This window comes from Sphingomonas sp. 66-10 (assembly GCF_001897045.1).
Classification (GTDB): Bacteria; Pseudomonadota; Alphaproteobacteria; order Sphingomonadales; family Sphingomonadaceae; genus Sphingomonas; species Sphingomonas lycopersici.
Map to the genome: position 1 here is coordinate 37,426 of NZ_MKRR01000115.1, position 12,691 is coordinate 50,116.

Here is a 12,691-nt window from a genome sequence, read left to right on the forward strand (position 1 = left end):
CGAGGCGATGCGGACGCTCGTATTGTCCTGCTGCGCGCCGTAGATATTGTACGGCACCTGATTGTCGACCGCGATGTGATAGATCTGCCCGGTCGGCTGGTTGTCCCCCTGCGTCCAGCTTTCGCCGCCGTTGACCGAGACGTTGACCGCGCCGTCGTTGCTGTTGACCATATACCGCGTGTCGAGCGGGTTGATCCACAATTGGTGGTTGTCGCCGTGGAAGGTCGGCATCGACTTGAAGGTCTTGCCGCCGTCGGTCGACTTATACGCGCCGGTGTTCATCACGAACACCTTGTTGGGGTCTTTCGGGTCGGCGAAGACGTTGGTGTAATACCAGGCGCGCTGGCGATATTCATTGTCGCTGTTTATGAGCTGCCACGATGCGCCGCCGTCGTCGGTGCGATAGAGCCCGCCCTTTTCGGCCTCGATCAGCGCATAGACGCGCTTCGGGTCGGCGGTCGGCGCGACCCCGATCTTGCCGAGGATGCCCTCGGGCAGCCCGTTGCCGGTCATCTTCTGCCAGGTGGTGCCGCCGTCGGTCGAGCGATAGAGCCCGCTGCCGGGGCCGCCGCTTTCCATGATCCACGGCTTGCGATGCACCTGCCACATCGCCGCCCAGACGATATTGGGATTGCCCGGATCGATCTGCACATCGACCGCGCCGGTCTTGTCGTCGACGAACAGCACGCGTTCCCACGTCTTGCCGCCGTCGCGGGTGCGATAGAGGCCGCGCTCGCCGCCGTCGCGGAACAAGGGGCCGCCCGCCGCGACGAAGACGAGGTTGGGATCGGTGTTGCTGATCGCCATCCGGCCGATAAATTCGGAGCCGCGCAGCCCGGCGAACGCCCAGGTCTTGCCCGCGTCGGTCGACTTGTAGACGCCGTTGCCCCCGATCACATTGCCGCGCGGCGCGCCGCCCTCGCCGGTGCCGACATAGATGACATTGGGGTTGGAGGGCGAGACGACCAGCGCGCCGACCGCGGGCGCGGCCTCGGGGAATTTATCCCATAACGGCACCCAGGTGCGCCCGGCGTCGGTCGTCTTCCACACCCCGCCAGAGGCCATGCCGCCGTAATAAGTGGTGGGATCGCCGGGTACCCCCGAAACGCCGGTGGCGCGCCCGCCGCGGAACGGGCCGAGCTGGCGATATTCCATGCCGCCGAACGGGGAGGCGGCGGTCTTTTCGGCCGCGGGTTTGGCGGGCTTGGTCTTGGCAACGAGCGGAGCCGATAGAAGGAGAGACGTACCGGCTAGCAGATATGCCGCAAAAACTACCTTCTTCTTCATCATCGGCTCCCCGTTTGATATTCATCCGTCTCTCAGGAGACGGGCGCTATATTGCTGTATTGTCGTGGTATTTAATGGCGTGGGCAAAGCCGTGACCGGCACCCCGATGCGGCCACAGGCCACATCGGGATGCCGACCGCCGGCCTCACTTGAACTTGGCCATGACCTGCAGGCCTACCACGCGCGGCGCGGTGGTGACCGCGAAGTTCGGCTTGACGACATTGCCGTTGTAACGCCAGCCAAGCTGGGTCGCGCTGGCCTGGCCGTTGGTCAGGTTGACGAGGCCGATCGTGTTGAACAGGTTGTTGGCGAACAGATAGACGCCCCAGCGGCCCTGATCCTTCTCCAGCCCGACGCGCAACCCGACCGTGGCGAAACCCGGCAGGGTATAGAGCGCCGCGCCGCCCGGCGTGCCGCCCGGGCCATTCGGATAATTGCGGGCATATCGCGGCAAATCGTAGGTGGTCAGCGCGCTGCTGCGATAGCTGAGATCGCCGTGATAGATGATCTCCAGATCGTCGCCGACCGGCGTACTATAGTCGGCGCTGGCCTGGAGCGTCCACTTCGGCGAATAGGGGATCGGATCCCCCGACTTGCCCGCGGCGATCGCCGCGCAGCCGAGCGAGCCGTCATAGGGAATCGGGCATTGCGCGATACCGCTCGGCAGCGACTGGTCGCCCTTCAGCTTGGCGTCGATATAGCTGCCCGACACCTTCAGCGACAGCCGGTCGACCGGGTAGAAGGCGGTGTCGAATTCGATGCCCTGGATCCGCGCCGGGCTCGAGCTGTTGGTGATGAACCCGAACGCATTGTTGAACGACGCCGAGACCTGCATGTTGGTCCAGTCCATGCGGAACGCATCAACGTTCAACACCACCTTGCGATCGAACCAAGAGGTCTTGAGACCGGCTTCGTAGTTCCACACCGAGTCCGAGCTATAGACGGCGGCATAGCTCGGCAGGCCCAATGTCTGGTTCACGCCGCCCGGGCGATAGCCCTGCGTCGCCGAGACGTAGAACATCACGTCACGGTTGAACTTATAATTGGCGCTGAACTTCAGCAGCTTGCCGTTCTCATCGCCCCCGGTGGTCAGCGGTGCCTGACGCGTGTTGCCCGCGATATAGCTGGGGATGAGGACGGTCGAGGTCGTCCGCTTCTTGTAGTTGAAATAGCGGATGCCGGCGGTCAGGCTGAGTTTGTCGGTAGCGTCCCAGGTGCCTTCCGCAAAGCCCGCATATTGTTCGAGCCGGTCGTCGATCGTGCGATCCAGCCCGACACTGTCGACCCCGACCGTATAGACATTGCCCGCCGGGAAGCCGACCGGGTAAAGCTGGATACCGGTGACAGGATCGGCCGGGCTCAGGATCGATTCGGTATAGTTCTTGCGATAGCTGTGATAGAAGCCGACCGTCCATTTGAAGTCGTGGCGATCGTCCGCGAGGCGGATTTCTTCGGTCGAAGTCTTGTTCGACTGCGGCTGATAGGTCGTGCTGTTGCCATAGCCGTTGACCAATGCCTGATAGCCGGCGCCGTTACAGGTGGTGCCCGCGATGAAGCCCGCGTTGCAATCGCTCACGAAGGCGGCATAGCCCGGGATCGCCGTGCCCGCGCCGGTATAAGCGGGGACCAGGCCGCGGGTATGGTTCACCGACTGCCATTTCGAGAAATAGGGCGTATAGTCGAACTTATATTGCAGCTTGCGATCGGAATAGGAGGCGGCGACCGTCAGCGTCGCGAAGTCCATGTCCCAGTTGAGCGTGCCGGAGAACAGTTTCATCCGGTCTTCCTGCGGCTGCTGCATCAGCAGCGTCTGATCGAATTTCTTTCCGGTCAGCTGATATTCGGTATAGTTCCAGCTCGTCCCTGCGCCCTTGCGGTCCTGATAGACTGCCATCAGGTCGAGCGTGATATTGTCGGCCGGCTTGATCCGCGCGGTGACGCGTCCGCCGTAGCTCTTGTTAGTGTTGATGTTCTTCAGGCCGAGCAGCGTGTTGTCGATATAGCCCGCGGTGCGGTCATAATAGCCGACCGCGCGGACGCCGATCAGGTCCTTGATCACCGGGATATTGACCATCCCGTTGACCTGCCGCCCGATCGCGCCGTCGCTGCCGGTGGCGGTGTTGATCTGCGCGTCGATTGCGCCTTCGTAGCGGTCGAGCTTGGGCTTGGCGAAGATGATGCGCATCGTGCCACCCATCGAGCCCGCGCCATAGAGCGTGCCCTGCGGGCCGCGCAGCACTTCGGCGCGCTCGACGTCGAACAGGCGCAGGCTCGGCTGGGTGCCGCCGGCATCGTTCGAGACGCCGCCGGTGCCGCTCAGCGGGACGTCGTCATAATAGATCCCGACCAGCGCCTCGCCGGTGGCATAGAGGTTGCGGATGATGACGCGGCTGCCGCCGTTGGCGTTTTCGTTGATCTGCAGGCCAGGGGCGATGCGGCTCAGCGCCGCCGAGTCGGTGATATTCTGCTTGGTCAGCGTTTCGGCGGTCACCGCCGAAATGGCGAGCGGGGTCTGCTGGATATTGGTCGCGCGCTTCAGCGCGGTGACGACGATTTCATTGGGATCGGCCGCGGCGGTCGGCGGCGCGCTCGCCTCGGGCGCGGCGGCAGGCGCGGTCTGCGCGGCGGCGATCGCCGGATAGCAAAGCGACGACGTCAGCAGCAGCATGGCCGCGGTCGTACGCCGAGCAGTGGTACAGGACATATTGTAAAAACGTTCCGACATGGAACCCCCTCCCTAGTGAACCGAACCCCGTTCCCCTCCCGTCGCGCGGCCTTTGACCGCGCCTTATCCGGGCATCATGACCCGCGGCCTTGGTTGGTGATTTTATTACTCGCTCCCCCGAGCCGCCAAGGGAGCACGGTACATAAATGACTCGCGGGGCTATTAAAATTACTTAGCCTGTAAACGTCAAGGCGCAAACTTCGGGTGACGTAGCGGAATTTCGAGTCGGGTCGGGAGCGCGCGCTTTCGGAAACCTCATTGCCGGCTCCGGCGGACGGCGTAGCGGTTGTACAGGATGGGCGCGAGGGATGCTGCGATTGGCCCGGCGCGGGGCGCGGGAATCAAAAAAAAAAGGCCCCGTCGCGCGGGGCGACGGGGCCTTTTCGTTGTCGGTCTGTCGACGATCAGGAATAAGCGACCGAGGTCTTGACCTTGCGCTTGCGCATCACCCCGCCGACCGCGCCGAAGCCGATGATCATCATCGTCCAGGTCGCCGGCTCGGGCACGCCGGGCGTGACGGAGGCGTTGGAAAGGTCGATCGAGACCTGCTTCAGGCTGTCGAACTTCTGCGACACCACGCTGTTCTTCTTGCCGTAGCTCCACAGATTTTCGAACTCGATCGAGGAGAAAATCCGGTTGTCGTCGGAAGAAATCCCGAAATGCTGGTTGCCGTTGGTCTGGATCGCCACGTTCTGGAAGGTGATCGATCCGCCCGCGAGCAGGTTGAGCACGATATCGCCGTAATAGGTGTTGTTGCCCTTGCCGAGCGCGTCGAGCCCGAAGTTGATCGCGGTGAAGCCGTCGAAACCGGTGTAGCCGGCGCTCGACCCGCGCGGATCGATCGTCAGCGACGAGAAGCCCGCGCTGTTGGCGCCGTTGCCGATGCCCGAGACGCTCGCGAAGCCCGCGCCGCCCGACTGCTTCAGCTTATCCGGCGACGAGAAATCGACGAGATAGCCGCTGTCGGTGATGAGCGGCAGGTTGTTGGCGCTCGTCGCGCCATTGCCCTTGATCTTGTCGGTCAGGTTGACCGGGCTCGGCGAGAAATTGAGCGTCACGCCGTTGATCGTGGTCGTGCCGGTGATGAAGGTGGCGGCCATCGCCGACGAACTGGCGGTGATGGAGAAGGCCAACGCCAAGCCTAGAGACAATGCTTTCATCTGATCGAACCCCCGTCGCTATGTGCGCCTTGGTCCCGATGTGGAAAGGGTGGGCCGAAACCGGAGCGCTGACGGGAGTGTCTTTGTAATCTTTCGTAAATTGATTCAAGGTTAACAAAAGGAGCCGTGTCCCATTTTGGGAGATGAGGTTCGGAGGTGCGTTGAGTGAATTATAGTTAACGAGCATTGGCTGCGAGGGTAAGGCCGTTAATATTGTTTCTGTGCGCGATGTCTCTTGTTTCGCATCCCGTCAGAGAGCGCCCGACGGCACCAGTTCCGGTGAGCCGGACGAATATTCGCCGCGCTTCGTCGCATCCAATCGGATCGGGTGAAACCGGGCATCGACGAACCGACCGTGGGCGAAACGCGCGTCGACGATCACCGATTGCCACGCCGATGCGCCATAGGCGCCGTCGGCCTTGCGCGTCTGGAAGATGAAATTGCCGAGCCCGTGAAACAGCGGCGCGCCGCGATAGAATTCGTCGCGCTGCATCGCGGGCGTGCCATGCCCGACGAACGCCGCCGCCCCGGCGTCGACGCAGGCGCGCGCGAATGCTTTCTGCCACACCGGCGTATCGCTCTGCACCGGTTCCCAATAATGGTTGTGGAGACACATCAACACGGTCGCGCCTGAAGCGCGCACGGTGCGGATCGCGGCGAGCACCCGCGCGACATCTTCGGGTTCGAGCGAGCCGTCATCGCGGCGACGCAGTTCGTTCACCCCGGGATGATCGGCTGCGGCGGCCGCGCCGGGGCGAATCGCGCCAGCCGCCGCCGCGACCAGCGCAAAGCCGCCGTGGGGTGTCTGCTGAATGGCGGGCGCCGCCGCGGCGTCCAGATCGCGCCCCGATCCCGCATGGACGATCCCGTGCCGATCGAGCGCGTCGATCGTCGAGAGGATTCCGCCGGTGCCGAGATCCCAGGCGTGGTTGTTGGCGGTCGTCACCAGCGTGACGCCGAGCGCCCTGAGGCAATCGAGCACCGCGGGCGGGGCGCGGTGGAGCGTTGCATCGCTGCGGGTCGGTTCGCCCGCGCCCTCGCCCTCGATCGGGGTTTCCAGATCGGTGAAGACCACATCGGCGCGGCGCAGCAGCGCGGCGATTGCGGCCATTCCCGGCCAGCCGTCGTCACAGATCGCGCGCTGGATCAGCGATTGGCCGAGCAGCATGACGCGTAGCGGGCGCTGGTCGCGCGCCTGTGCGATGCGCGGCAGCAGCATCGCGCCGCTGATTGTCGCTAAAATCGTTCGCCGATCAGGATTCATCGCCTGCTTTTCGCTTTTATTCCCGGGTCATAATCGGAAAGCCCGCGACGCCGGCAACCCTATACCTGTTTTGGTATGGGCTGATGAAGTTCCGCCATCAGCTTTCGCCCCCCGTGCGATCGGCTAGCTGTGCGGCGAATCGAAAAATAATCTGGGGGGCTGTGCCATGATCGATCGGGGTATTTATCGGCGCGCCAGCGCTATGATGCTGGGCGCGAGCCTGTTGACGATTGCGCTGATCGCGCCGGCGGGGGCGCAGGAACTGGCGGCGACCCCGGCGGCCGGCGCGCCGGAAGCGGGGGAGGTCGTCGTCACCGGCTCGCGTATCCAGCGGCGTGACGCGGCGACGGTCGGCCCGCTGCTGACGATCACCGCCGACGATATCGCCAAATCGGGCAGCGTCTCGCCCGGCGATCTGCTCCAGAAATTGCCCTCGGCGGGGGTCAGCCTCAATTCGAACGGGACGCAAGGCACCTCCTACGGCGCTTCATCGATCAACCTGCGCTACCTCGGCGGTAGCGAGGGCAGCGGCAACCGCGTGCTGGTGCTGGTCGACGGGCATCGCTGGGTCGACGCGGTCGGGCAGCGCGGCTTCCGCGATTTCGTCGATCTCAACACGATCCCGATGGGGATGATCGAGGGGATGGAGGTGCTGAAAGACGGCGCCTCGGCGATCTACGGCGCCGATGCGATCGCGGGCGTGGTCAATATCAAGACGATCCGCCCGTTCGACGGCATTCGCGGCTCGACCCGCATGGGCATCACCGACAAGGGCGACGGATCGGAATATTCGGCGACGCTCAACGTCGGCAAGCGCTTCGGGCGCGCCTCGATCATCCTGTCGGGCAGCTATTATGAATCGAAGGCGATCCGCACCGACGCGCGGCCGCTGACCACCACCTCGCTCGTCCCGGTGACCGCACCGGGCACAAGCCCGAGCGGGCTCTACATCCTGCCGGGCCTCTCCTCGAACGGCTATTTCGGGACGCGTCCGGGGTTCGCGGGTTCGAGCGCGCCGATCGCGCTCAACACGCCGGGGACGCTTTATGGCTCGGGCGCGAGCGCGGACAATGCCTTCCACACCGCCGCGCTGCCGGGCGATTATTACAACACCCAGGCGCAAGGCATTTACTCGGCCGGCCCGTCGCAGCGCTACGGCTTCTACGGACGGTTCGATTACGAGCTCGCCGACAACCTCAATTTCAAATTCGAAGGGCTGTATAACGAGCGCAAGTCGGATCAGCTCTTCTCGCCGGTGCTGCTCGATATCGGCGGCACCGCGGGAACGGTGCGCGGCTTCTACATCCCCAATAATCAGGCGTTCAATCCGTTCGGCACCGCGAACGGGGTGCCGACCGCCAATGCGCTGGCGTTCGGCGCCAATTCGGCGTTCCGCGTCCGCAAGGTGATGACCGACGTCGGCAATCGCGACAATATCCAGGACGTGCAGACCTGGCGCATCGCCGCCGGGCTCGACGGCAGTTTCAAGCTGTTCGGCAACAATTGGCGTTGGGACGCCTTCGGCAGCTACGCCAAGAACAGCATCCAATCGACCGCGCTCAACGGCATCAATTACGACAATCTCTATCTCGCGCTCGGCAATCCGGCGACCTGCGCCGCAACGGCCGGCTGCGTGCCGGTCAATCTGTTCGGCCCGATGACGCCGGCGCAGGCGGATTATATCCGCTTCACCACGCGCGAGAGCAATTATACCGAGCTGTGGAACGGCACGATCAACGCCACCGGCACCTTGTTCAACCTGCCGGCGGGGGAGGTCGCGCTCGCGGTGGGTTATGAATATCGCCGCAATCGCGGGGTGGATAATCCCGACGCGATCGCCAATGCGCCGTCGCTCTATCTGAACAATGCGCTCTATACCAAGACCACCGCGCAGACCCGCACCGCGACCCGCGGCAGCTATGATCTGCACGAAGTCTATGGCGAATTGTCGGTGCCGGTGCTCAAGGATTCGCCGGTCGGCAAGAGCCTCGATCTCAGCCTGGCCGGGCGTTACTCGCGCTATTCGACCGTCGGCGGCAAGGCGACCTTCAAGGGCGGCCTCGGCTATCGCCCGGTCGAGGGCGTGCTGCTGCGCGGCACCTATGCGCAGGGCTTCCGCGCGCCGTCGATCCTCGAACTCTATCAGGGCGCACGCCAGACGAGCTTCCAGGGCAGCGATCCGTGCAACGGCGGCGCGGCGGCCAATGCCGGCAAGCCGGGCTGCGTCGGGGTGCCGGCGGGCTACAATCAGGCCAATTACAATCTCAACGGCCTGATCCCCGGCGTCATCAGCGGCAATCGCAATCTGCGCCCGGAAACCTCGGACAGCATCAGCGCCGGCGTCGCGCTAACCCCGTTCCACGGGCTGTCGATCACGGTCGATTATTATAATATCGAGATCAAGAACGCGATCGCCTCGCAATCGCCGACCCAGATCATGCAGCTTTGCGCGCAGCGCGCCGGGGTGTTCTGCGAACTCGTCCAGCGCGACGCGAGCACCGGGGCGATCATCAACCTGCTGCAGGGCGCGCAGAACCTCAATTCGATCAAGACCGACGGCGTGGACGCGACGGTGCGCTACGATTTCACCACCGGCGTCGGGCGGTTCGGGGCGGTGGTAGATGCGTCGTGGCTCGGCTCGTTCCGCACCGTTTCGCCCGATCCCTCGACCGGCGGGACGATCGTCGACGACCGCGCCGGCAAGGGCGACCAGCCGCGCGCGACCTATCCGCGCTGGAAGGGGCAGGCTTCGCTCAACTGGGACGGCGAGGGCGCCAATGCCACCCTGCGCGCGCGCTATATCGGCAGCACCACCGATGTGGTGAACCCGGTGAAGGACGCGCGCACCAAGGCGGTGACCTATATCGATGCCGAGGTCGGTTTCGACGTCGGCGAGGGGCGCACGCGCTTCGGCATCGGCGTCAACAATCTGTTCGATACCCAGCCGCCGGCTTCCTATGCCAATGCGCCGATCAATTACGACATCTACACCTATGACGCGCGCGGGCGCTTCCTCTACGCGCGTTTCTCGGTGAAGCTGTAAGTGACGCGGGCGGCAGCGGGGCGCTGACACGATGAACGGGCAGGCGAGGCATCACGGGTCGCTCGATCCGGTGCTGATGATGCTGGCGGCGATGATCCTCGCGATCGCGCTGACCTGGATCATCCCCTCGGGCGAGCACCAGCGCACCTCCGACAAGGAGAATGCGCCGGTGATCGCCGGCACCTATCAGCCCCTCGCCAAGCCGCTCGGCGCGGCGGCGCTGCTGCCGGGCAAGGCGAAGGAAGGGGAGGCGCGGCCGGTGAGCCCGGTCGCCCTCGCCACTTCCATCCCGGCCGGACTCAAGAAATCGGCGCCGCTCATTTTCATGATCCTGTCGCTCGGCGGGATGTTCGGGGTGATGCGTGCGACGGGGGCGCTCGATGCCGGAATCCAGCGGCTGATCGGGGTCAGCGGCGGGCGGATGGCGATCCTCGTGCCCATATTGATGCTCGCCTTCTCGGCGGGCAGCACCTTCCTCGGCATGATTTCCGAATATCTGCTGCTGATCCCGGTGATGGTCGCGCTGGCCGAGCGGCTCGGGCGGAGCCGGATGTTCGGCTTCGCGATCGTCACCCTCGCGGCGAAGGTCGGGTATCTCGCCTCGGTCACCAGCCCGGTCGCGCTGCTCATCGCACAGCCGATCGTCAATGTGCCGGTGTTCAGCGGGCTCGGTTTCCGCCTCGCGATCTGGATCGTCTTCCTCGCGATCGCGATGCTTTATGTGCTGCGCGAGGCGCGGATCGTTTCGTCCCCCGCGCCGATCGAGCATGAGCGCCTCTCGTCACGCCACCTCGCGATCCTGCTGATCGCGGCGGCGACGCTGGTGCTGCTGGTCGTCGGGTCGCTTGAATTCGGCTGGCACGACGGCGAATTCACCGCCTTGTTCATCGCCGCCGCCGCGGTGATGACGCTCGTCGCGCGGGTGCCGGCGCGCAAGGGCGTCGCCTTGTTCGTCGACGGGATGAAGTCGATGATGCTCGCCGCCTTGCTGGTCGGCATGGGCCGCGCGGTGGAGGTGATCCTGCGCGACGGGCAGATCCTCGATACGATCATCGAGGCGGTGTCCTCCGGCATCCACGGCATGTCGCCGGTGATCGTCGCGCCGATCGTGATGGGGGTGGAGATGATCCTCACCCTGCTCATCCCCTCGACCTCGGCCAAGGCGGCGCTGAGCATCCCGGTGCTCGGGCCGATCGCCGCCTCGGCGGGGGTGTCGGGGCAGGTGACGGTGCTCGCCTTCCTGTTCGGCAACGGCCTCGTCAACATGCTCGCGCCGACCTCGGGGATGCTGCTCGCCTATCTCGCCGCGGCGGGGATTCCCTATAACCAATGGTTCCGCTTCGCCGCGCCGCTGTTCGCATTGCTCGCGCTCCTCTCGGCGGCGGCGCTGATGATCGCCGTATTGATCGGTTACTGACGATGACGACGATCCTCAGTGACCAGATGGTCGCGATGCGCGACGGCGTGCGGCTGGCGACCGACATCTATCTGCCCGACGGGCCGGGGCCGTTCCCGGTGCTGCTCGAACGCACGCCCTATGACAAGACCGGCACCAACCACGGTGACTTCACCGCGCGGGACCCTGAGCCGCGTTCCAAGCCGGAGATCGCGCGCTGGTTCGTCGAAGCGGGCTATGCCTATGTTCTGCAGGATTGCCGCGGCCGGTTCGCGTCCGAGGGGGTGTTCACCAAATATCTGCGCGAGGCGGAGGACGGGGCGGATACGCTGGCGTGGCTGATCGACCAGCCATGGTGCGACGGAAGGGTGGGGACGCTGGGCCTTTCCTACGGCGCGCATGTCCAGAATGCGCTCGCCTGCCTCAACCCGCCGGGGCTGGCGGCGATGTTCCTCGATTCAGGCGGTTTCTCCAGCGCCTATCACGGTGGCGCGCGGCAGGGCGGGGCGTTCGAGCTCAAGCAGCTCACCTGGGCGCGCAAACATGCGTTGCAATCGCCTGAAACCGCGGCCGACCCTGCGCGGCGCGCGGCGCTGGAAAGCGAGAAGATCGAGGATTGGATCGGCCGCCGCTGGCGTATCGGCCATTCCCCGCTCTCCGCCGCGCCCGAATATGAAGCCTATGTCGTCGAGCAATGGGACAATGACCGGCTGACCGATTTCTGGAAGCAGCGCGGCATCTACGCCTTCGACAGCTATGGCGATTATGCCGATGTGCCGGCGGTGCACATGTCGAGCTGGTACGATCCCTATTCACAGACCGCGATCGACAATTTCACCGCGCTGGCGCCGATCAAGCGCGGGCCGATCAAATTGGTGCTCGGGCCGTGGACCCACGGGCAACGTTCGGTCACTTCTTCAGGTGACGTGGATTTCGGCGCGGATGCGGTGCTCGACGGGCAGGTCGGGCCGGATTATTTCACGCTGCGGCGTGACTGGTTCGACCGGCATATGCTGGGGCGCGACGCGGCGCCGGAGCACCTCCCGGCGCCGGTGCGCATCTTCGTGATGGGCGGGGGCAGCGGGCGGCGGACCGCCGAGGGTCGGCTCGATCACGGCGGCCGCTGGCGCGACGAAGCGGCATGGCCGCTGCCCCATGCGCGCGATGTCGCGATGTACCTCCACGGCGACGGCGGTTTGCGCAGCGCGCTTCCGGCGGCGGATGTGGCGCCCTTGTCCTATGATTTCGACCCGGCCGATCCGGTGCCGACGATCGGCGGCGCGATCACTTCGGGGGCGCCGCTGATGTTCGCCGGTGGTTACGACCAGCGCGAGACCGAAGATCTGTTCGGCGCGCGCCACCCGGGCCGCGCGCTCGCCGAGCGGCCCGACGTGCTGGTGTTCGAAACCGAGCCGCTCGCGCATGATACCGAGGTGACCGGGAGTGTCGTCGCCGCGCTGCATATCAGCTCGTCGGCGATCGACACCGATTTCACGATCAAGCTGGTCGACGTCTATCCTCCGAACGAAGACTATCCCCAGGGCTATGCGCTGAACCTCGCGCATGGCATCCTGCGCGCGCGTTTCCGCAATTCGTTCGAACATCCCGAGCCGCTGGAGCCCGATACGGTTCATGTCATTACGATCCGGGCATTTCCCACCAGCAACCTGTTCCGCGCCGGGCATCGCATCCGCATCGAGGTGTCGAGCAGCAACTTCCCGCATTTCGACGTCAACCCGAACAGCGACTGGCGGGACGCGGATGCTGCGCCGGTGGTGGCGCGCAACAGCATCTTCGTCGATCGCGATCACCCCTC

The 12,691-nt window shown here is 64.8% G+C and carries 7 protein-coding genes; 3 read left to right on the forward strand and 4 right to left on the reverse strand.

Translation table 11 applies throughout. The features are described 5' to 3' along the window. From BGN95_RS12190 to BGN95_RS12205, 4 genes are all read right to left on the reverse strand, one after another. Positions 1 to 1,287 (reverse strand): WD40/YVTN/BNR-like repeat-containing protein (locus BGN95_RS12190; RefSeq protein WP_502688288.1); only part of this gene is annotated, 1,287 nt, incomplete at its 3' end. Between the two features lie 145 nt (positions 1,288 to 1,432). Next, the gene (locus BGN95_RS12195; protein ID WP_286772754.1) at positions 1,433 to 4,012 is read right to left on the reverse strand and encodes a TonB-dependent receptor; all 2,580 of its coding nucleotides are present in this window, start codon (positions 4,010 to 4,012) and stop codon (positions 1,433 to 1,435) included. Between the two features lie 404 nt (positions 4,013 to 4,416). Further along, positions 4,417 to 5,145: a PEPxxWA-CTERM sorting domain-containing protein gene (locus BGN95_RS12200; protein ID WP_265312501.1), complete on the reverse strand. Its 729-nt coding sequence runs from the start codon at positions 5,143 to 5,145 to the stop codon at positions 4,417 to 4,419. A 277-nt stretch (positions 5,146 to 5,422) separates the two neighbouring features. Beyond that, positions 5,423 to 6,391: a CapA family protein gene (locus BGN95_RS12205; protein ID WP_286772755.1), complete on the reverse strand. Its 969-nt coding sequence runs from the start codon at positions 6,389 to 6,391 to the stop codon at positions 5,423 to 5,425. A gap of 211 nt (positions 6,392 to 6,602) precedes the next feature. On the opposite strand from BGN95_RS12205, the gene BGN95_RS12210 reads away from it, so the two are divergent. The 3 genes from BGN95_RS12210 to BGN95_RS12220 form a co-directional block, all read left to right on the forward strand. After that, on the forward strand, positions 6,603 to 9,479 hold the full coding sequence (locus BGN95_RS12210; RefSeq protein ID WP_286772756.1) for a TonB-dependent receptor: 2,877 nt from the start codon (positions 6,603 to 6,605) through the stop codon (positions 9,477 to 9,479). A gap of 31 nt (positions 9,480 to 9,510) precedes the next feature. Then, complete coding sequence (locus BGN95_RS12215; protein WP_286772757.1) at positions 9,511 to 10,896, forward strand: YfcC family protein; 1,386 nt, start codon at positions 9,511 to 9,513, stop codon at positions 10,894 to 10,896. A 2-nt stretch (positions 10,897 to 10,898) separates the two neighbouring features. Beyond that, positions 10,899 to 12,691, forward strand: a 1,793-nt coding sequence (locus tag BGN95_RS12220; protein WP_286772758.1) for a CocE/NonD family hydrolase, incomplete at its 3' end; no start/stop codon positions are given.

Bases quoted from the DNA above. Each gene is read 5' to 3' on its own strand.
- BGN95_RS12195 (WP_286772754.1), bottom strand. From the start codon at position 4,012: ATGTCGGAACGTTTTTACAATATGTCCTGTACCACTGCTCGGCGTACG.
- BGN95_RS12205 (WP_286772755.1), bottom strand. From the start codon at position 6,391: ATGCTGCTGCCGCGCATCGCACAGGCGCGCGACCAGCGCCCGCTACGC.
- BGN95_RS12210 (WP_286772756.1), top strand. From the start codon at position 6,603: ATGATCGATCGGGGTATTTATCGGCGCGCCAGCGCTATGATGCTGGGC.
- BGN95_RS12215 (WP_286772757.1), top strand. From the start codon at position 9,511: ATGAACGGGCAGGCGAGGCATCACGGGTCGCTCGATCCGGTGCTGATG.